The organism is Paenibacillus oryzisoli (assembly GCF_050467285.1).
Classification (GTDB): Bacteria; Bacillota; Bacilli; order Paenibacillales; family NBRC-103111; genus Paenibacillus_E; species Paenibacillus_E oryzisoli_A.
The window spans coordinates 87,200-108,908 of sequence record NZ_JBCMUN010000016.1 but is presented as its reverse complement, the minus strand read 5'-3'; the positions used below and the strand labels follow the sequence as shown (position 1 = coordinate 108,908).

Below are 21,709 nucleotides of genomic sequence, written 5' to 3'. Positions count from 1 at the left end.
ATCGGCGCAATGGGCGAGAATAGCAGGGTCTGGCCCTAGTTAGCGAGGCGATTTGATGGCTAAACCGCCTGAAAAGTGCCCGCTAAGGGTGCCTAGCCCCTCTTAATGCGCCGGAAATGGCGTGTTGGGCGGAAATAGCAAGGGCTGGCCCTAGTTAGCAAGGCGATTTAACGGCTAAACTGCCTGAAAAGTGCCCGCTAAGGGTGCCTAGCCCCTCTTAATGCGCCGGAAATGGCGTGTTGGGCGGAAATAGCAGGGTCTGGCCCTAGTTAGCAAGGCGATTTAACGGCTAAACCGCCTGAAAGTGCCCGCTAAGAGTACCTAGCCCCTCTTAACGCGGCGGAATTGGCGTGTTGGGCGAGAATAGCAGGGTCTGGCCCTAGTTAGCAGGTGTTGTTCGGCATAGTGAATGGGGAGGTAGACGATGAGCATAGAAGTGTTGAAGGAACGGCTCCGGGGTGGCAGAACAACGAGCGGGAACGTGTGGCAGGAAGCGCCGTGTGGCGTTGTAAAGTCGGAGGGTGCGAATGAGCAGGAAGTAGTGGAACCAACTTTAGAGCAGAGTAGCGTGGTTGTTACTGAAGTAGCTGGAGAGTCGTTAGAGCAGAGTAGCGTGGTTGGCACCAGAGTAGCTGGAATATCGGCCGATCCGGGGAACGCGGCTGGCCCGGTCGAGCTGGGACACCCGGAAGCAGCGAAGGCGCCAGGCAAGCCCTCGGACGCCGAGGTGCTGGCGGAGTGGGAGCGCTCCGGCGTCCGTTTTGCGGCGTCGGCGGAGCGGCTGGAGCAGGTGCACGATGCTGCGCGGCGCAGGCTGCTGGACTGCATCGTACCGACGCAGGATCTGGGGCCGATCCTGCAGGAGGGCGGCGTCTACCGCGGATGCTGGCTGGAGAGCACGGGCACGATCAACAGCGAGCTGCTCGCGCGGTTCGTGCCGTCGGTGGCGGCGAACACGTACCTCGGCTTCGCCAAGCTGCAGCGGGAGGACGGCCTGCTGCCGTACAAAATCACGGAACACGGCGCGGTGTTCCGGCAGATCCAGCTGGTCACGCCGCTGGCGCGCAGCGCGTGGAACTATTACCAGCTCAGCGGCAAGCCGCAGGCGTTCCTGCGGAGCATGTACGACGCGCTGGCGGGCTTCGACCGCTGGCTGGCGGAGTGGCGCGACACGCGGGGCACTGGCTGCGTGGAGGCGTTTTGCACGTTCGACACGGGCCATGACGGGTCGCCGCGGTTCTGGCACGTGCCGGATACGCCGCATCTCGGCGATCCGCAGCGCGTGGACCCGCACTCGCCGGTGCTGCCGTTCCTGGCGCCGGATATGACGGCGCATGTGTACTGCCAGCGGCTGTACTTAGCCAAGATGGCGGAGGCGCTCGGCGAGCCTGAAGCGGACGCGGCAGCGTGGCGCGCGAAGGCGAAACAAACGCTGGACAGCCTGTTCCGACACTGCTACGACGCGGAGGATGCCTTCTTTTATGACCGGGATCGGCAGGGGGAGTTCGTGCGTGTGCAGTCAGACGTGCTGCTGCGCGTGCTGGCTTGCGAGGTCGGGGACCGAGATTTCTTCGACGAGGCGCTGCGGCGATATTTGTTGTGTACGCGGAAGTTTTTTACGAAATATCCGTTTCCGTCGATCGCGATGGATGATCCGCGTTTTAACCCGAACTCCAACTATAACAGCTGGGCGGGACCGACGAATTTTCTCAGTATTATTCGGACGGCGCATGCGTTTGAACTTCATCATCGGTATGTGGAGCTGACGTGGGTGATGCAGCCGCTGCTGTCGGCCATGTCCCGTATGACGCGGTTCTCGCAGACGCTCTGCCCATGGACGGGCGACGAAGGGTACACGGAAGCATACTCGCCGGCCATTCTGGGCGTGCTGGATTATGTGGAGCGGCTTTGCGGCATTTTGCCGGTGGCGGATGAGGAAGGTTCGCTGTGGTTCACTGGCCTTGTGCCGTATGCGATGGACCACGGGACAGAAGTGGCCGAAGAGACGGCGTATAGCCGGACCGTGGACGGTGTTGCGTTCGAGCTGTTCAACACCCGCGAGGGCTCGGAGATTTGCCGCAATGGCGAGACGTGGATGCGGTTTCCGTATGGGCTGCGCGTCGTGACCGACCGGAAGGGCGGGCTGCTGGGCGTAATCGGCATGGTGAGCGCGCCGGTCACGGGAACAGTAAAGTACGAAGGCAGGGAGATTCCGGTGACGGCGAAGGGGAATGAGTGGCTGGTTTTTGAAAACGGGGGCTTTGCAAGCAAGCGGGATATTGGGATCGTGTACCCGACTTATTAGGATCGACCACGCGAAGGGGGCAGCAATGGCATGAAAACCAACAGCGAAGTACAAATCAGAGATCCGTACGTCGTACCTGTGCCGGAGGAAGGCAAATACTATTTGTTCGGCAGCACCGACGCGAACATTTGGGGCAAAGGCACTGGCTTCGACGTCTATGTCGGGACCGACCTCGAGCACTGGGAGGGTCCTTTTCCGGTGTTTCGTCCCGGGGAGGACTTCTTCTCGGAGGAAAACTTTTGGGCGCCGGAGGTGTATCCGTACGGCGGCCGTTATTATATGTTCGCGACGTTCCGGCGGCGCGACAATAAGCTGCTCGGCACCGCCGTGCTGGCGGCCGACAGCTTAACCGGCCCGTTCCGGCTGCACAGCGACGGGCCGGTCACGCCCGTCGATTGGCCGTGCCTGGACGGCACGCTGTACGTCGACGAGGCTGGGCAGCCGTGGATGGTGTTCTGCCACGAGTGGACGCAGGTGCTCGACGGCGAGATCTGCGCCGTGCGGTTGAGCGCGGATCTGCGCGAAGCCGTCGGCGAGCCGATCGTGCTGTTCCGCGCGTCGGAAGCGCCGTGGGTCACCCGGCTCGACGCCAAGTCGACGGACGCCGGTGACGTGTTCGTGACCGACGGCGCTTTTCTGCACCGGGCCGAGGACGGTACGCTGGTTCTGCTTTGGGCGAGTTTCCATGAGAATCGCTATGCGCTTGGTTTTGCGGTGTCCGCCAGCGGGCGCATTGAGGGTCCGTGGGTGCACGAGCCGGAGGCGCTGTTTCAGGCGGACGGCGGGCACGGCATGATTTTCCGCGCGTTCGACGGGCAGCTCATGCTCACGATTCATTCGCCAAACCGGACGCCGAATGAGCGGCCGTTGTTCCTGCCTGTAGTGGAGCAGGGCGGCATGCTGCGGCTCGTGGCCAAATAAACGGGCGGGTTATTGACTTGGCCGCGAGGCATGGTATAAAATGACTGTAACGTGAATACGGCGATGGAGTTCGCCATAACCGCCTTCGGGCTAATGACTCCTACCAGTGATCATACTATCCTGGTAGGAGTCTATTTTTTTGTCGGTAATTTTTGTGACGGGAGAGGGATTTGAAGTGAAGAAGTGGCAAGAAAGGGCGTACCGCTATGGGGAAAGCGTGATGCACGTCGCCCTGCTGGGCGCGGTGGTGAAATGGTTGCTGTACGCCGGGGTGGTCGGCATTTTGTCAGGTTCGGCGTCTGCGCTGTTTCTGGCAAGTCTGGATGATGTCACCGAGAGCCGTATGGCGCATCCGTGGCTGCTGTATTTGTTGCCGCTGGGCGGCGCGTTGATGGCGTATCTGTATCTGCGCATCGGGCGGAATGCGGGCAAAGGCAACAATCTGATTCTGGAGCAGATTCGGGGCGGGCAGGAACGCGTGCCGCTTCGGATGGCGCCGCTTGTACTGCTCGGCACGCTCCTGACGCATCTGTTCGGCGGCTCGGCCGGCCGGGAAGGAACGGCGGTGCAAATGGGTGGAAGCCTGTCCGAAGCGGTTGGCCGCGTGCTGAAAGTGGACGGCATCGACCGGCAAATTCTGCTGATGTGCGGCATCAGCAGCGGCTTCGGCTCCGTGTTCGGGACGCCGCTGGCGGGGACGATTTTTGCGCTGGAGGTTGTCGCTGTGGGGTTGGTCAGCTACCGGGCGATTTTGCCTTGTTTTATTGCGAGTGTTGTGGGCAATCTGGTGACGATCGCGTGGGGGATTCATCATCTTCATTATAAAATGGGCGCTGCGCCTGCGATGTCGTGGTCGGTTGTGCTGAAAGTGGTGATCGCTTCCGTACTATTCGGGCTGGCCGCACTGCTGTTCAGTGAACTGACGCATGGGCTCAAAAAGCTGTACGCCAAGCTCCTGGCGAATCCGATGCTGCGGAGCTTCGTTGGCGGGCTGGTCGTGATTGCCCTCGTGTTTATTTTCCAGACGCGCGATTATTTGGGGCTCGGGATTCCGCTCATTCAAAGCTCGTTTGACGGGGCAGTTGCGCCGCTTGCTTTCCTTTGGAAAACACTGTTCACCGCGCTGACGCTCGGTGCCGGTTATCAGGGCGGCGAAGTGACGCCGCTGTTCGCTATTGGTGCTGCGCTTGGCCATTCGCTGGCTGGTCTGCTGCATCTCTCCGCGCCGTTCCTGGCGGGGCTGGGCCTTATCGCGGTGTTTAGCGGGGCGACAAATACGCCTTTGGCCTGTTTTGTCATGGGAATTGAGCTGTTTGGTTCGGAAAGCATGATCTATATGTTCCTGGCGTGCGTGGTCAGTTATTTATTTTCAGGGCATACGGGCATTTACTCGTCTCAACAGATTGGGGTGTCCAAATCGAAGTTGCATCCGCTTGCGGCGGGGGCGACGCTCGGGAATGTGAAGCTGAAGAAGGCGGTTCGCGGGGAGCGGGATGAGGGGTGAGGGCTTGATGTGAAAAAGCATTCTGTGAGAAGATTGTCGTATCTTGACTCGGAAAGCAGGGAATGAAGCATGAAGTTAAGCCGGATTGAGGCCGAGATTGCTCCCGTTATTTTGGAAAGAGGCGAGGCATATCGCGACGAAGGGCGCGTTCAGTATGTAGAAGAAGTGCGCCCGGGTGTGTATGAAGCGCAGGTGGATGGAAGCGAGGACTATTATATTGAAATTCGGTTGAAAAATGGCAGCGAAGTTGTAGGCACTTCTTGCGACTGCCCATTCGACGGACCGATCTGCAAGCATGTTGCAGCGGTGCTGCTGGAGCTTAGAGACGAGCTTGCGGATGAGGCGGCGCAGTCGGCTTCTGTCGGGCAAACCAGACCCAAAGTGATTAACCTTGCCGATGAACTCGGGAGGTTGAGCAAGGACGAACTGGTGAATCTGCTTTTACAGTTTGCGGATGATATGAACGAAGTCCAGCAGCGGCTTCTGTTGAAGTTCCAGGATGCTGGCAGTGACGCGGCCATGAAGCAATACCAGAAGATCATTCGTACCTCGATCAAAAAAAATGCCGATCGGCACGGCTTTGTGTCGTATCGGCAGGTGGACGACGCCGTGGAAGGTGCGAAGATGGTATTGGACAAGGCCGATGAGGAAATGGAGGAAGGTCGTTTCATATCGGCGGTGCTGATCATTCTTTGTGTGATTCAGGAACTGTTGGACTTGCAGCAATCCTGCGACGATTCGGACGGTACAATTGGATGGTTGGTCGAATCCGGGTTGGAAACGATTAGTCAAGCGGCGGAGCAGGTGAGCGTCGGGGAGCACGAAGAACGATTGGCGTTATTAGCGAAGCTTCTTGAAGCATCTGCGTTGGAAGGGCTTGATGATTGGTCTGAGTGGCGGCTGCCGCTTTTGCAAGCGAGCAGCGTCCTAATTCAAACCGCAGAAGAAAGAAACGCCTGGGACAACCAGGTAACGTTGTTGGAGGAACGGGAACAGCGAAACTCGTCGTACAGTTCTTATTGGAACGAATCGGTTGCAGATCTTCGTCACGATGTCATTCGGCAGTGGGATGGCGAAGAGGCGGCGTCTTCTTACCTGCAATCGCTGCTGCATATGAGCGGCTTTCGTAAAAAGGCGATTGAGCAGGCTCTCGCGAAGCAGCAGTGGGACGCAGCAAGGAAGCTGATCGAAGAGGGAGAGATTGCCGATACGAAAGCCGGGTATCCGGGACGCGTCACAGAGTGGCGTAAATTCAGATATCAGCTGTATCGGCTGACCCATCAGATCGACGAGCAGCGGAAGCTTGCCGAAGAGTTTGTGCTATCCGGTGAATATGACTTTTATCTGGACTTGCAAAAGCTTTACACGGAAGAAGAGTGGCCGGTTGTCAATGAGCGGATCTTGACTGTGCTGGATCAGCCCAAAGCTAGATTCTGGAAGGAAGAGGCCTTGTACCTCCGACTCCTGAAGGAGCAGCGGGACACCAAGCGGCTTCTTACTTACGTGAGAGGGAATCCGTCGCGTATTGCAGAGCTATCCTCGTATTTGCTGGAGGAGCATAAGGCGGATGTGCATCAGCTTTTTGCCGAGTATATTGAGAGAGAGGCTGGGCAGGCAACCAACAGGTCTGCGTATAAAAAGGTATGCGACATTATTCGCCAATTGGTGAAGGCTGACGGGAATGAACAAGCGCTAGCCATCGTAGTTAAACTGCGGACGACGTATCCGAACAGGCCGGCTTTTCTGGATGAGCTGCAGCAGGTGAAGGTACGCGGGTGAAGAGTTGGGCGGACTGCGAATAAGGAGGCTTGCTGCTGTGATGGCGGCAGGCTTTTTTGTGTTGGTACCGGCCGTTGGCAGGGGATTGCCGAAAGATGAATCAACTTCTTTTTTACCAAGAATTAGGGGGAGGGATGTGGTACGATTTGAGTAGTTTAACGGAGAGCGGGGGATGCAGATGAACGACAACATTGAAAAACAATTGCAAGCATATAAAAAAGCGCTGTTTCAAAGCAAGTCAGAGATCAAGGTGATCCGGTTCTATGAGACCGATAAGCCTTACGGATGTTTCTCTAATTTTGCGAAAACGCCAATTGAATTGGATGGCCGGGTGTGGCCGACGACGGAGCATTATTTTCAAGCCATAAAATTTGTGGGAACACCGCATGAGGAAGAACTGCGAGTGGCGCCAACAGCTATGGAGGCTGCGCGGATGGGACGTGATCGGGCGCGCCCTTTGCGGAAGGACTGGGAAGACGTCAAGCTAGCCGTTATGACAAAAGCCGTGCAAGCCAAGGTGGAGCAGCATCCGCTTGTGAAAGATCTTCTTGTATCAACGGGCAGTTGCACGCTGGTGGAGCATACCCGAAATGATGCGTTCTGGGCCGATAACGGGGATGGCACGGGGCTCAACTGGCTGGGACGCATTTTGATGGAGATTCGAGAGGGGCTTGAGGACTACTCGCCGGATTTTCTTCTGCCGCAATGGCTAGTTTATCCTGAGCATGACCCCTACAGTATGTTTTGGCGAATGGGAGCCGGAGAGAGTTATATGATGTACTACGCCGATTGGTGGCGGGGGTTAAGCGAGGCGGCAAGGCGGGAGTATGATGCTTATTTTGTGCCCCCGGCAGAGTGGTGTCTTACAAATGAAGAGTAAGTCCGTCGCCATACTTCCACCCTGTTCGCCCCTCTTGAAATGAGCGAAGATAGTTCCATCAAGCCACAACGAAACGGAGATGAATGTCGATGAAACTAGCCGAAGCGCTCGTACTGCGCGCAGACACTCAAAAGAAGATCGCCCAGCTCAAACAGCGGATCGAACGGGTGGTGAAGGTGCAGGAGGGGGAGGTTCCGGCCGAAGAGCCGAATGCGCTGATCGCTGAGCTGGAACAAATCTTGAAGGAACAGACCGCCTGGATTCGCAAAATAAACAAAACAAACACGCTCACGCCGTTTAACGTCGAACTGAGTATTTCGGATGCGCTGGCGGAGCGCGACCAGCTGATGCAGCATCGCAAGCTGCTCGGCGACCTATTGGAGCAAGCGTCGATCAAGCAGGATCGTTTTAGCCGCTCTGAGGTGAAGTTCCAGCGGACGGTGGATGTCGCCGGCTTGCAGACGCAAATTGACGCATTGTCCAAAGCGTATCGCGAGCTGGATTTTCAAATTCAAGCGATGAATTGGACGACGGAACTGCTGGAAGACTAGCTGCGTAGGTAGCCATTTCGTGAAGGCGAGCACAACCCGCCAACGGGGCCTGTTGGACTCCTGAGAAAGACGCAGGGCCAAGTCTTTACAATGACGAATTAGCCCAGAACTGTTACAAGAATGCGGATCGCAGGAAGTATCGTGTACCGGGTATTGTTACGACCATGTGCTGATTGACGAAATGAGCGAGGGCGGGAATGGGGAAGCGCAGCAACAACTGGAACAAGGAAAGTTATCCACAAGGAGTGTTGTATAAATTGGCTTACCAAAATATAGATGGCGTCCGTGTCTGGGGAAAGCCGGATCCGGGCGCAGTAACGCAGGCTATCACCTGCGCCGCCCGCGGCAATGTCGTGCAAGCGCTGCTCATGGCCGACCACCACAAAGGCTACAGCCAGCCGATCGGCGGCGTGATGGCGTATGAAGGGCAGATCTCGCCGTCCGGCGTCGGTTATGATATCGGGTGCGGCAACAAGGCGGTGCGCACGAATCTGATGGCGGCGGACATCAAGCCGCGGTTGACGAAAATCATGAACAAGCTCGCGAAAAAGGTCTCCTTCGGCGTCGGCCGTTCAAACAGCGAGCAGGTGGATCACGCTTTGTTCGATGATCCGGACTGGGCAGTGTACCTCGCCGTCGGCCGGCAGGAGCACGACAAGCTAAAGGCGCTGGCTCGTAACCAGCTCGGCACGGTCGGCAGCGGCAACCATTTCGTCGACCTGTTCGAAGAAGAAGCGACGGGGCGGTTGTGGATCGGCAACCATTTTGGGAGCCGGGGGTTTGGGCATAAGACGGCCAGCGGCTTCCTGAACATGGCGGCGGGCCGCGAGTTTCTGGCGAACGCCCCGGGCGAGAGCATGGATCAGCCGCCGGTACTGCTCAATCTGAGCAGCGAGCTCGGCGATATGTACTACCGCGCGATGAAGCTGGCCGGGCAGTATGCCTACGCGGGGAGGGATTACGTCATTCAGCAGGTTTTGGATCTGGTGGGGGCGGAAGCCGACTTCGCGGTGCACAACCACCATAACTACGCGTGGCGCGAGACGCATGACGACCGCGATGTGATTGTTGTGCGCAAGGGAGCGACACCGTCCGCGCCGGGGCAGCTGGGTTTTATCGGCGGCAGCATGGGCGATATGTCTGTTATCGTGCGCGGCAAGGACACCACGGAGAACCGTGACGCGTTCTACAGCACGGTCCACGGCGCAGGCCGCATCATGAGCCGCACGCAAGCTGCGGGGAAAATGAACTGGCGCACCCGCACGCGCGCGGGTGGGCAGATCAGCGACGCGCAGATGATGCGCGCGGTGCGGGAGTTCGGCGTGGAGCTTCGCGGCGCGGGAACGGACGAAAGTCCGTTCGTGTACCGGAAGCTCCAGCAGGTGTTGGATGCGCACGCCGAGACGATCGACGTGCTGCATGTTTTGCGGCCGATCGGCGTGTGCATGGCCGGGGCGGATGAATTTGATCCGTATAAGGATTAGACGGATCAGGATGGATGGGGAAGCACCCGGTGACGGGTGCTTTTTTTATCTGCGCCGGAGGGTGACTTCTCCGATCATACCCATGGCAACCCGGTGAACTGGAATTGTTCCAGTTGATTGTTGTCCTTCTTGCAATAGGGGACACATGAACTGGAATTCCTCCATGTGATTCAGGGGTCTATGCTGCAAAGTAGCTAAAAACGCCAAAATGAACGGGAGTATTTCCAGTATATTGCCGCGAACCACCGCATTTGTGCGAAATGAGCTGGAGAAATTCCAGTTGAGCAGGAGTAGGAGTAGGAGTAGGAGTAGGAGTAGGAGTAGGAGTAGGAGTAGGAGTAGGAGTAGAAGTAGGAGTAGGAGTAGGAGTAGGAGTAGGAGTAGGAGTAGGAGTAGGAGTAGAAGTAGAAGTAGGAGTAGAAGTAGAAGTAGGAGTAGAAGTAGACGCAGGAACGGGAGTTTCGGCGTGATCTTGCCACCCCTCTGGGCCTTCTTGTCTCTTTAAGATGATGACGGTGGATTACGAGGTTGGTTCACTTACAGACGAAGCGCTCTCTGTACAGCTGCCGGTGTCAATTGTGGGGAGAGGAAGACGAAAACAAATGTAAAATGTACAGCAAAATGTGGTGAAAAGGCACTTACAACGAAAAGACCTGCATTTCATACAGTTAAAATCGGCCAAACCCTCTAAACTCAGTCATTTGGTGAGGTTGGTCCGATTTTACCTGTAGTATTTGCAGGTTTTTTTCGTTTTTCGGCTATTTTCTTCAAATTTGATGTAGGTTCTGCAATAACTACTTAGGCACTGGTCGAAGAGGAGGACAGCGGACAGGCGAATTCCTGCAAATCAGCAGGCATTTTTCACAAAAGTAGTCTTTTTTTGCAAAATACCTGCGAAAAGGCAGGTTTTTAGGCCGAACTCGCTTCAAAAGAGGATTCTCGCCCAAAATGCCTGCGCTTTCGCAGGCATTCTATCGGATCAGGGAGGGCAGAGGGAAATTCCTGCTTTATTGCAGGCTTGGTGCCGAATCCGAATGTTTTCCCGTTACCCCCACAATCCCTCGGCGACCTCCCGGCCTCGCACAATCCGCCGCCCTCAGCTGCCTTTCGGGCCTCGCACAATCCGCCGCTCTCCGCCGCCTTTCGGGCCTCGCACAATCCGCCGCTCGCCGCCGTCTTCCGGGCCCCGCACAAGCCGTCGGCCCTCAGCCCCCTCTCGGCCTCGCACAAGCCGCTGCCCGCCGCCGCCTTCCGGGCCCGCTAATGCACCCGCCCCGCCGACTCGTCCGGCGAGCCGCCAATCCGCGCCAGCGTCTCACGGTCGCAGATCACGTACAGCTGCGCATCCGCCGGAACCGGGGCGTCCAGCTTGCGGTTGATGTGCAGGTCGCCGCGGTCCGCGACCAGCGTGGCGCCCTGATCCAGCAGGGCGCTGAACGCATCGCGGTATGTCCGCCACGCCGGCTGCTTCGGCACCTCGTACATGCCTTCGGTGCACTGACGGCTCATCAGCTCGGCATACATCTGCGTGACGCCGTGCGTGTAGATGGAGCGGACGGCGGCGTGCGAAATCATCTCCTGCGTCGGGATGAACTCATCGACATCCGCGTGCTTGAACAGCGCGATGTGCTTTTCGTTCATCACCTCGGCGGTGATGTGGACAGAAACGCCCAGGCGCTCCTCGAGCGCCGCAATCGCGGTGGCGACGAGCAAGGTTTTGCCGTCGACAAGCAGCGGATCTTTGGCCGCATAGACGTCCTGCGTCACATGATCTGCGAACAAAATCACGCCCTTCGCGCGGGGCAAGCCAGCTTGAAGGAGCGTCTCTTCACCGGTGGCGTCGCCGCGTACATAGAAGAGCCGATCATCCACGATCGGCAGCTTGTCGAGCTTGTCGATAAGCACAATGTCGGTGGAGCGGTCCGTAGTCAGAATCTCCTGGATCGCGAGCTTCGCTTTGTCGTTCCAGCCGACGAGGATGATATGGTTTTGGCCTGTATAGTTCAATTGACCACCTATTCGTAGTTGTTCAAGATGTGCGAGCGATTTGACGATTTTTCGGATAAAAGCGCTGATGAGCGCAATGCCCGTAACATACAGGCAGATGGTAAAAAATTTACCGCTATCTGTCACCGGCGCATAATCACCGAACCCGATCGTAGCAAGGGTGGTTAACACCCAGTACACCGAAGTCAGCATGGAATGATCGAACGTACCCGGCTCCAGCGCCAGCGCAATGGCGGCCGCAAGCAGGACATACCCAATGACAAAAGGGAAGAAAATACGGCCCTTCAAATGAATCAGGTGATAGAAGACTTTTTTCAATTTCAGCCACATCGGCAAGGCTCCAACCTTTGCATCCAAATTCAAAATTGACTAGGGCGTGTCTGAAAACCCGCTCAGGGGCATCTTTCACCACCTTTTCGCCCAAATATAAGCATTTATAGGTTTCACTTGCAAAGTCGGCTTATATTTTTGATAAACGCACTCGTCCCGTAGGGGACGGCGTAAGCCGTTTATTATACCTACTGCGTCACTTTCGCTTGACGTACCCCCGGTACGCCTTCACAAAAGTTCCTTGCATGGAACGAAAATTCGGCAAAATCTGCGGCCCTCGGAGCATTCAGACACGCCCTATGTCGTAGCTTGCCCCAAACGCGCCAATTTCATCTAAAATCCGGAAATAACCCCATTAATTTGAGCAGGTAAACAACGGAAAGTGATACCTTGACACCCGTATAGGTTTAGCATAACATGAGTTTCGAACAATATCGAGCATGAATTTAACATTTTCGCATTTTAAACAAGCAAAAACAAACATTCAACAAATCAAAGGGGGGAAAACGAAATGGTAAACCCAGATTCCGTCTGGTATATTTCGCATTTTGATCTGACGCTGCGCCTGGTGTTGTCGCTGCTTCTAGGCGGCTGCATCGGGCTGGAAAGAGAGTGGAGCAACCATGCGGCGGGGCTGCGCACGCATATTCTCGTGTGCCTGGGATCGACGACGATTATGCTCTTGTCGATCTACGGATTCAGTGAGTTTTTTATCAGCGAGCCAGCCTTGCGCGGAGATCCGGCCAGGCTGGCTGCACAGGTCATCAGCGGCATCGGTTTTCTTGGTGCGGGCGCCATTATGCGCACTGGGGCGACAGTCTCGGGGCTGACAACAGCAGCCTCGATCTGGGTCGTTGCGGCGATTGGCTTGTCGGTTGGCGCGGGCTTCTACTATGTCTCTATTGTCGCGGTCATCCTTGTGTTGTTCTGCTTATTTGTGCTGAATCATTGGGAGAAATACTTGAATCGCAAGCGCAAACAGGAGGAATTCACCGTGAGGGTTCCGGATGACCCCCGCTGTTTAAGTGAAGTGGTGAACAGGCTGGTCGAGCTGGACGTTCAGATTCGGCATATTCAAGTCCGCCGATCACCGGAGGATAACGGTGAGGATGCAGGCTGGTTGGCGATCGGCATTGCCATGCTGCTGCATCGCGACAGCGAACAGACGGCCAACCTGCTCAGGACGATTTGCGGGTTCCCGCATGTGCTAGCTGTGGAGCCGCGCACTTTTCACAAAAAAAGAAGCAAGGTAACATCGGTTTTGTCACAGTAAGCGTTTGCATAACAGGACAAAACTCGTAAAAAGAGTATTGACAGCAAGATTGAGCACATATATACTACGAAATAAGCAATAACAAACATTTATGAGCATAAACGAGCGATACAAATGCGCAATGAAAGGAGGCCTACGTACACGCCTTAGGATGTGCGACCGCTCGTAAGGAAGCGGCGTGCTTGACGAAATGCAGTTGAGAAAGAGATAGGGACAGGAGAGGAATCAACCATGAATGAAGCCCAAGCCAAGCATACTGTAACAACCAAAGTTGCTTCCCGCGCATACCGATTAATCAAGCCGCGAGACGTGCAGCCTATTCAAATTGAACATGAGGTTCACGACTGGGAGGTCGTGGTAGAGCCGACGATCGGCAGCATATGTCATGCGGACTTGCGCTACTTTACAGGTCAACGGCGCGCCGAAGCACTCGAGCGCAAGCTGCCGATGGCGCTCATTCATGAGGGCATCGGCACGGTGCTGCACAGTGCCACGCCAGAGCTCCCGCAAGGCCAGCGCGTAGTCATCGTCCCTAATTTGCAAGGCTATTTACTTAACGGGACGAATCCGGAGACATGCTGTGAAACGTGCAGAAGCACGAAAAGCAATAACTACTGCACGCACGGCCGTTTTCTCGGAAGCGGAATGGACGGCATCGCCCAAAGCCGATTGGTTGTGCCTGCAGCGAGTGCGCTGCCTATTCCTCCGGAGGTGCCTGACGATATCGCCGTGCTGACGGAGCTGAGCTCGGTTTCCTATCAAGCGCTGCACCATGTGGCCGAAGCGTTGAAAACGGCGAAGGTTGTTGTTTTCGGAGATGGTCCTGTCGGTTACCTGGCAGCCGCCATGCTGCACCATGTCTATGGAGTTGATAAGGAGCGCTTGACGGTATTCGGAGCTGTGCCCGAGAAGCTTGCGATGTTCGATTTTGCAAAACGTGAGCTTGTCCAGAATTATGACTTTTCCGGAGGAGCCTCCTTTGATATTGCACTCGAATGCACGGGCGGCAAATTTTCCGAAAGCGCCATTAATCAAGCCATCGACGTGCTGCAGCCAGGCGGTCATCTCATTCTGATGGGCGTTACAGAGGAACGCGTGCCAATCAATACGCGGGATGTGCTGGAGAAGGGCATTACGATGCGAGGAAGCAGCCGGAGCTCGGCGGAGGATTTCATTGCTGTGCTGAATGCCATGAAAGATCGGAAATGCCAGGAGACACTGCGCAAACTGCTGCCAGAGCATAACCGGGTCATTCGTTCGGACGAGGATTTCACAGAAGCCATGGAATATGCGGCGCAGCACCGGACGTGGACCAAAGTCATGCTCGACTTTCGGTGGTAGGGCAGCAAGAACCGCAATGACAAATGTAAGCGTTTGTAGTAAACTGGATGATGCATAAAATTAAACATAATTGAGCAAAATTATGAGCAATTACGCACATTTCGAATCCGTCATGACGAAAGGAGGAAGCAGCACTTGTACAAACATAAGCTATGGGCAAAACTTCGGCCGTATGTCATGATCGCGCCTGCCATGACCGGTACTATTCTTTTCGTCATTTATCCCATTATTTATCTGATTTACCTAAGCCTATACAAGTTCAATCTCATGAACAAGGCGAAGAGCAAATTTGTAGGACTCGATAATTTCAAACAAATTTTTGCGCGGGAAGACTTCTATAAGTCCCTTTGGAACACTTGCTTATACACCGTCGGCGTCGTTGTGCTGACCATCGTCATTTCCTTGTTCGTGGCCGTATGGTTGACGAAAAGTTCGAAATTCAACTCGTTTATCCAAGCCGGCATCTTTACGCCGCATATTATTTCTATCGTCTCTATTGCCTTGGTGTGGCTGTGGATGATGGAACCAAGCGTAGGGTACTTGAACTATTTTCTGAAAATGTTCGGCCTCCCGACGTCGCAATGGGTGCAGAGCTCCAGTTCGTCGCTCATGTCCGTCATTTTCGTTTCCGTCTGGCACAGCATCGGTTACTATACGCTGATTATTGTTGCCGCTATGCGGGGAATACCGTCTGACATTTTTGAAGCCTCTTCGCTGGACGGTGCAGGCAAGATGCGGACGCTATTCAATATCACGATGCCGATGATTTCTCCGCAATTGTTCTTTATTTTGGTCATCATGACCATTGGCTCCTTTAAAGTGTTTGATACCGTTCGCATTATGACGGGCGGCGGTCCGAATAAGTCGACAAGCACATTGGTGTACTACATCTATGAGTTCCGGACGACGAATATTGGCTTTGCTTCAGCAACGGGCGTTATCCTGATGCTGGCGATCGGGCTGTTGACGATTGTATATTTTAGACTGCTATCCAATAAGGTGCATTACTCCTAAGGGCTGACATGGAAAAGAGAAGGGGGTGCTTGCCTTGAAGCGAACCGTAAACGTAATCTTGAAAATTGTATTACTGCTTGTTTTTATCTTTCCCTTCCTGTGGATGTTATCGACTTCGCTTCAGACCTATGAAGAGACGATGACCTTTCCTCCGACGCTGATTCCGGCCTCACCGCAATGGATCAACTATTATCATGCCATGACGGCGGCGCCTTTCGGCACCTTTGCCAAGAACTCGATTATAGTGACGTTGACCATCCTCATTGTGCAGGTTGTCGTCATGGTCCCGGCAGCTTTTGCCTTTGCCAAATATAAGTTCGCGGGAAAATCGATTTTGTTCGGTCTGATCTTGCTGGCTTTCATGATTCCGGGCCAAGTAACGTTCATTCCTGTGTATCTCATGCTGGCGGACTGGGGACTGATCAAAACGCTGCTGCCGCAAATCATTCCGTTTATGTCGAATGCGTTCGGAATTTTCCTGCTTCGCCAATATTTCATGCAGACGCCGGAGGAAATGATTGAAGCGGCTCGCATCGATAATGCCAGCGAATTCCGCATTATATGGAACATTATGACGCCAATGGCGCTTCCGGCGCTTGCGACGGTCGTCCTGTTCAGCTTTGTCAGCCACTGGAACGATTATTTCTGGCCTTTGGTCATGACCGATTCGACGTCCGTCCGCCCGCTGCCTGTCGGCATTTCGATGCTGAAGGAAACGGAAGGCGGCGTGAGCAACTGGAATATGTTAATGGCGGCCAATGTGGTGCTGGTGATACCGATTTTGTTCGTATACATGTTTTGCTCGAAGTATATTGTCAGAGCTTTTGTCTATTCAGGGATAAAATAAGACGAAGTTACGGGGGAATTTACAATGAAAGTTAAATTGGTAAGCGTTATCATGTCGTCTCTACTTACAACAGGTATACTCGCGGGCTGTGGCGCCTCCGGTTCCGATACCGAACAACCTGCTGTTTCTGCAGCACCGCAAACATCGGCGAAAGCATCGGAAGCGCCTAAAGGGAAAGTAACGCTGCAATTCTGGCATTCCTTAAGCGGCAAAACCGGCGAGTATATGCAAGCGATGATCGATCGTTTTAACAGCTCTCACCCGAACATTCAAGTGGTGGGGACATTTCAAGGCGGCTATGATGAAACCGCTACCAAGCTGCAGCAGTCTTTTGCTGCGAATACGGCGCCTGACGTTACCATGCTGGAGCGGGCTTATGTGCAGCAGTTTGCCGACGCCGATGTTCTGGCGGATCTGACGTCATTTCTCAAGAACTCGAGTATGAGCAAAGACGATTTTATTCCAGGCCTGATGGGGCATTCCGTGTTCAATAATAAGCTGGTGTCCTTGCCTCTGAATCGGTCAACGCCGATCTTCTTCCTTAATAAAGATTTGCTGGATGAGAAGGGACTTTCGGTTCCAACGACTTGGGATGAGCTGAAAAAGGTGGCTAACGCGCTCGTCGTCAAAGAGAACGGAGAAACCAAGCGCTATGGATTGACGATGGTCCATGATTCCTGGTACCCGATTGCCTTTATCGCACAGGCTGGCGGCACGTTCTTTAATGATAAATCAACGTCGTTGGGCTTCATCGACAATGGTATCGGCTTAAAGGTGTTTTCCTTCCTGAAAGATATGCAAAGCACGGGTGCGCTGTACTATCCGCCTTCCCAGAACTCCGGTACGGTTGCTAACCAAATGTTCCAGGACGGCAAAGCCGGCATGCTGTTTCAGTCCACAGGACAAATCGGGGCGATGGCCAATTCGAAGTTTAAAGTCGTGACGGCTTTTATGCCAAAAGATAAAGTGAATGCCGAGCCGACTGGCGGCGGTAACATCGTGATGACGGAAAGCTCCAAGCAAAAGGATGCGGCATGGGAATTCATTAAATGGGTGGAAACCGATCCGCAAGGTGGTCAGCAGCTGATTGTCGATACGGGCTACTTGCCGATGACGAAAAAAATGGCGCAATCCCAGCAAATTCTCGATCTCTGGGCAAAAGAGCCGAATCGTAAAGTTGCCTACGATCAGCTTCAATATGCGGTCGATACGAATAAAAGCGTCGTCTGGCCGGAAGTTATGAAGGAGTTCCACGCCGCTATGCAAGCGATCATGTATGACAGCAAAGATATTAAAACGACACTGGACGGCTTCACCAAAGAAACCGAACGGTTGTTGACATCGAAATAAACGGACGCGGAGGCTGGGACCAATGGCAACTCGTGAACAAGCAGGCTGGCGGAGTGTAAGCTGGCAAGCGCATCAAAATTCGAATTCGGAAATGCCGGAGAATACGATGGCGGCCGTCACTTATGCGTGGGAACTTGGCGGCATTCCGGAGTTGGACATCCGCCAAACCGCTGACGGCACCATTGTCGGTCTGCATGACGCGACGCCAGGTCGGACGACCGATGCGCCAGAAGCGGATAAAGACAAGGAAATCTCGACGCTAACGTTTGAGCAGCTGCAAGTTTGGGACGCCGGCATCCGCTTCGGCGAGCCATTCCGAGGGGAGCGTATCCCGGCACTGGCGCACATTCTGGCGGTGCTGGCCGAGCACCCGGAGCGGGAGTTATACCTGGATTACAAACAGGTTGATTTAGGCGCGCTTGCGGGCTTGATTCGCCGGTATGGCGTAGGGAGCCAGATCATTTTTGCCCATAATGATTACAACAATTGCTGCACGGTAAAAGAATTACTGCCGGACGTACGCACGATGCTGTGGGTTTCCGGGCGGGTGCCGGAGGCGGCGATGCGTAAGTTTGAGGAGATGGCAGAGGCGGATTTTGCCTCGTTGGATATTATTCAGCTGCATCTGGTCAACGCCGAGGAAGATCAGGCGGAGGCCGGCTGGAACTATCGTTTGCCGAGACCGTTTCTCGCGTCTGCTTTGCAGAGGCTGCAGGAAAAAGGACGAGAGCTGGAAGTGCTGCCGTTTTATTTTGACGATGCTTCGTTGTTCGATTTGCTCGATCTAGGGATTCGGCGCTTTGCTGTGGATGAACCAAAAGTGTTTGTTGAAAGCTTGCAACGCTATTTCTAAGTCGAATGGGAAGAAGTAAACAAGGTGCCGCTGCAGCGATGTCTGCCGGCGCCTTGTTTGCCTATTCGGTTTTGCTTGACATGGAAATAGGGAATCGGTAAGCTGAAATAAGCATATATGAGCATAAATGACGGATAAATGAGCAGGGAATTGGCACATTTCTTATAGGGGGGACTTCCTTGTTAGCAGCTGAACGAAAGTTTCGTATCGTGGATTATGTTAAGGAGCACCGTGTGGCAACGATTGGCGAGCTGGCGCAGGTATTCGCCGTGCATGAGGCAACTATTCGGCGTGATTTGGAAGAAATCGAGCAGAAGGGGCTTGTCAAACGAACGCATGGCGGCGTCACGATCGATCAGTGGACCCATGATGAACCTTCCTTTAATGAAAGAGCCGTGCAGCAATTAGATCAGAAAATGCGAATCGGCAAAATGGCGGCAAGCCTTATCCAGGACGGGGATCACGTCATTATTGACTCCGGCACGACGACGCTTCATATTGCGAAGCATCTCATTCACCGCTCGAACATTACCGTTGTCACCAATGATATGAATGTTGCGATGGAACTGCGGGATGCGTCAGGGATTAAAGTCATTGTGACCGGTGGCGATCTCTATCCATCCAGTTATATGCTGAACGGGATGTTTACCGATCATGTGCTGAAGTCGCTGCATGTGCAGAAGGCTTTCATCGGCATTCCGGTCATCCATCCTAAGCATGGGCTGATGCATCCGGAAGCGCAGCTCGTGCCTACGAAGCAGGGCATGATTGCTGCGGCGGGGAAAATTATTGTGGTGGCAGACGATAGCAAGGTCGGTAATTTGTCGCTCCACACCGTAGCGCCGGTAACGGCAGTGGATACGCTGATTACAGGTGTCGACGCGCCGGTGAAAGCTCTTCAACAATTCCGTGAGAGCGGCGTGGAAGTTATAACGGTTTAAAAAGAAAAAGAAGGCATCGCCTGCAAAGGCGATGTCTTCTTTTCTTTTTAAGAATAAGGGTGGTAAACCACTTCTAATTATAAAGAATCGGAGCTGGCAAAAAAATAACGGTAGTAAACCACTCTTAAGCTACGGATTCGCGGTCAAAATGGCCCTATTCCGATTAAATAAGGGTGGTTTGCCGCGCTTATTTTATAAGGAAAGGATAGAAAACGGAAAATAGAAGCGGTTAACCACTGCTATTGGTGCGAAGGCCCAGTGAGGGTCCGTCTCCGCTGCTCAAGGAGTTGGCGAACCGAGCAGGCTCCCACCCCTAAGAGGGCCAGCCCTAGGGCTGGCCCATGGGTTTGTTCTCGGAATCTTCGGCCCGTGTAAACATTCTGTTAAACCTTGCGTGCCCTTCACAAATTCTTATCCCCCGCTTGATATTCAACTTACATACAACCTGCATAATGGGTCTTGTCAGCAATTCCAATCCCAAGGACAAAGGAGCAGACCATGCAAACCAAAGATCAGATCAAACCCCAATTCGCAATGTTGGAAGACGCTCGCTTCATCACCAGCAAACGGCCTTGGTTCGGCAAGCTTCCGGAAACATTAACAGGCGACTATGCCTTCGCTGTAGTGGGTGACCGCTGCGGGATGGCGACGGCGGGCGTGTTTGAGAAAGCGCTCGAGGTGCTCAAGGATTTGAAGCCATCATTTGTGCTGGCCGTTGGCGATTTAATTGAGGGCTACTGGACGAACCCTGCCTCCGCGCATGAGGAGTGGGATGAGCTGGATGCGATGGTGCAAGCGACGGGTCTGCCGTTTTTCCCGACGGTTGGCAATCATGACTACGGCAACGCCTTGATGGCGGATGTGTGGAGCGAGCGTAAGGGCATGGATTATTACGCTTTCCGCGCCGGCGACGCGCTGTACATCACAATCAATACGGAACATACGCCGGATGAGCTGCCAGAAGCGTTCGTGGACGTAATCAAAACGGTAACGGAACAAATCAAGCGCGATCCTGCAGGCGCCAAGCAGTATCTGAAAGCGTTCGGTGAGGCGCTGACACCTGAACAACTGAAAGGCATGTCGCAAATCAAGATGACGATCGGCGAAGAGCAGTTCGCTTTTATCGAGAGCGTATTGAAAGAGCACCAGGATGTGAGCTGGACCTTCGTCAATATGCATAAACCTGGCTGGAAAACAGGCAGCGAGGAGTTTGCGCGCCTGGAGCGGCTGCTGAGCAATCGCCCGCACACGATTTTTGCAGGCCATCTGCACGAGTTGGAATATACCCGCGAAGGCAACCGCGAGCTGATTCAACTGGGCCGCACCGGCGGGTTGCCGCACGGGGAAGAGGAAGTTGGCGCTAACGCGAACTTGCTGCTATGGGTGACGATGCGAGGCGGCGTTCCGACCTACCGTGTCATCCATCTGGACGGCGTGCAAGACATTACGGCTTATCCACCCCATACAACCAAACATGTGAAGGAGTAGATTACGATGGAATCCATTTTCTTTGTACATATCACCGATATTCACCTGAGCAAGCCAGGCAAGCAGCCACTGTTCGGGTTGACCATGTCCGACAAACTGCACAGCATCTTTGCTGAGATCGGCAAGTTGGAGACGAAGCCGGCTTTTGTTGTGATCAGCGGCGATTTGACGCATGACGGCGATCTGGAAGATTACCGCTTCTTGCGCAGCTTCCTGCAGGCAGAAGAGCGCGCATTCGGTGTGCCGATCCATGTCGCGCTGGGTAATCACGATACGCGCGAGCCGTTTCGCGAGGGGTATCTCGAGGAGGCGCCTTCGGACGCTTCGTACTACTACAGCTTCATGAACGACGGGCTGCGTGTGGTCGTGCTGAATACGCAAGTGCCGGGCAGCCATGACGGACGTCTGGACCCTGAGCAGCTTCGCTGGCTGAAGCAACTGCTGGCCGAGCCGGCGCCAATCGGCACCATTCTCGTGCACCATCACCCGGTCGTAGGGACGCCGACGGCGATGATGGACAGCCACCTGCTGCAAAATCCGCAGGACCTGGCGGCAGCCATCGAAGGCAGTGACGTCATCGGCCTGCTGTCGGGGCATATTCACTTTCACAACATCGGCTTGTTGAACGGCGTCTTGTGCGCTTCGGCGGACGGTTCGGCGTTCGGCCTGGATCCGATGGCAGAGGGCCTCATGCGCATGGTGGAGCGTTCCGGTTACAACTATGTTCTCGTGAAAAACGGGCAGATGATCGTTCAGCCGATGACGATGCCGGGCGATCAGCGCGTACTGGTCGAGTATGATCTAAAGAAGCTGCAAGCGGCGCATAGCTAAACAGAATAGA

General features: G+C 54.5%; 17 protein-coding genes and 1 riboswitch. Of the genes, 16 read left to right on the top strand and 1 reads right to left on the bottom strand.

Annotated features, from left to right (window positions below):
- The first annotated feature begins 424 nt into the window (after positions 1-424).
- From ABE504_RS24985 to ABE504_RS24955, 7 genes are all read left to right on the top strand, one after another.
- Positions 425-2,305, top strand: a complete 1,881-nt coding sequence (locus ABE504_RS24985) for an MGH1-like glycoside hydrolase domain-containing protein (RefSeq protein WP_430094064.1) — start codon at positions 425-427, stop codon at positions 2,303-2,305.
- A 30-nt stretch (positions 2,306-2,335) separates the two neighbouring features.
- Complete coding sequence (locus ABE504_RS24980) at positions 2,336-3,226, top strand: glycoside hydrolase family 43 protein (RefSeq protein ID WP_430094061.1); 891 nt, start codon at positions 2,336-2,338, stop codon at positions 3,224-3,226.
- A gap of 50 nt (positions 3,227-3,276) precedes the next feature.
- A riboswitch (Fluoride riboswitch) is annotated at positions 3,277-3,336 on the top strand.
- Between the two features lie 110 nt (positions 3,337-3,446).
- Complete coding sequence (locus tag ABE504_RS24975) at positions 3,447-4,730, top strand: voltage-gated chloride channel family protein (protein WP_430094323.1); 1,284 nt, start codon at positions 3,447-3,449, stop codon at positions 4,728-4,730.
- 69 nt (positions 4,731-4,799) lie between these two features.
- Entirely contained in the window at positions 4,800-6,509 is a 1,710-nt protein-coding gene (locus ABE504_RS24970) for an SWIM zinc finger family protein (RefSeq protein WP_430094058.1), read from the top strand.
- Positions 6,510-6,687: 178 nt separating this feature from the next.
- Complete coding sequence (locus ABE504_RS24965) at positions 6,688-7,389, top strand: NADAR family protein (RefSeq protein ID WP_430094055.1); 702 nt, start codon at positions 6,688-6,690, stop codon at positions 7,387-7,389.
- Between the two features lie 89 nt (positions 7,390-7,478).
- The gene (locus tag ABE504_RS24960; protein WP_430094053.1) at positions 7,479-7,940 is read left to right on the top strand and encodes a DIP1984 family protein; all 462 of its coding nucleotides are present in this window, start codon (positions 7,479-7,481) and stop codon (positions 7,938-7,940) included.
- A 257-nt stretch (positions 7,941-8,197) separates the two neighbouring features.
- The gene (locus ABE504_RS24955; protein WP_430094321.1) at positions 8,198-9,424 is read left to right on the top strand and encodes an RtcB family protein; all 1,227 of its coding nucleotides are present in this window, start codon (positions 8,198-8,200) and stop codon (positions 9,422-9,424) included.
- Positions 9,425-10,684: 1,260 nt separating this feature from the next.
- Here ABE504_RS24955 and ABE504_RS24950 read toward each other — a convergent pair.
- The gene (locus ABE504_RS24950) at positions 10,685-11,761 is read right to left on the bottom strand and encodes a potassium channel family protein (RefSeq protein WP_430094050.1); all 1,077 of its coding nucleotides are present in this window, start codon (positions 11,759-11,761) and stop codon (positions 10,685-10,687) included.
- 511 nt (positions 11,762-12,272) lie between these two features.
- Here ABE504_RS24950 and ABE504_RS24945 point away from each other — a divergent pair.
- The 9 genes from ABE504_RS24945 to ABE504_RS24905 all read left to right on the top strand — a co-directional run bounded on the left by ABE504_RS24945 (position 12,273) and on the right by ABE504_RS24905 (position 21,699).
- Entirely contained in the window at positions 12,273-13,034 is a 762-nt protein-coding gene (locus ABE504_RS24945) for an MgtC/SapB family protein (RefSeq protein ID WP_430094047.1), read from the top strand.
- Between the two features lie 231 nt (positions 13,035-13,265).
- Entirely contained in the window at positions 13,266-14,375 is a 1,110-nt protein-coding gene (locus ABE504_RS24940) for an alcohol dehydrogenase catalytic domain-containing protein (protein WP_430094044.1), read from the top strand.
- Positions 14,376-14,552: 177 nt separating this feature from the next.
- Positions 14,553-15,389, top strand: a complete 837-nt coding sequence (locus ABE504_RS24935) for a carbohydrate ABC transporter permease (RefSeq protein ID WP_430094319.1) — start codon at positions 14,553-14,555, stop codon at positions 15,387-15,389.
- 103 nt (positions 15,390-15,492) lie between these two features.
- A complete protein-coding gene (locus tag ABE504_RS24930; protein WP_430094316.1) occupies positions 15,493-16,236 on the top strand; it encodes a carbohydrate ABC transporter permease in 744 nt (247 codons plus the stop codon).
- A 24-nt stretch (positions 16,237-16,260) separates the two neighbouring features.
- Positions 16,261-17,586, top strand: coding sequence for an ABC transporter substrate-binding protein (locus ABE504_RS24925; protein ID WP_430094041.1), 1,326 nt, complete (start codon positions 16,261-16,263; stop codon positions 17,584-17,586).
- Positions 17,587-17,608: 22 nt separating this feature from the next.
- Positions 17,609-18,439, top strand: a complete 831-nt coding sequence (locus ABE504_RS24920; protein ID WP_430094038.1) for a glycerophosphodiester phosphodiesterase — start codon at positions 17,609-17,611, stop codon at positions 18,437-18,439.
- A gap of 179 nt (positions 18,440-18,618) precedes the next feature.
- The gene (locus tag ABE504_RS24915) at positions 18,619-19,380 is read left to right on the top strand and encodes a DeoR/GlpR family DNA-binding transcription regulator (RefSeq protein ID WP_430094035.1); all 762 of its coding nucleotides are present in this window, start codon (positions 18,619-18,621) and stop codon (positions 19,378-19,380) included.
- A 498-nt stretch (positions 19,381-19,878) separates the two neighbouring features.
- Positions 19,879-20,868, top strand: a complete 990-nt coding sequence (locus ABE504_RS24910) for a metallophosphoesterase family protein (protein WP_430094032.1) — start codon at positions 19,879-19,881, stop codon at positions 20,866-20,868.
- A gap of 6 nt (positions 20,869-20,874) precedes the next feature.
- Positions 20,875-21,699, top strand: a complete 825-nt coding sequence (locus ABE504_RS24905) for a metallophosphoesterase family protein (RefSeq protein ID WP_430094030.1) — start codon at positions 20,875-20,877, stop codon at positions 21,697-21,699.
- The last annotated feature ends 10 nt before the right edge of the window (positions 21,700-21,709 follow it).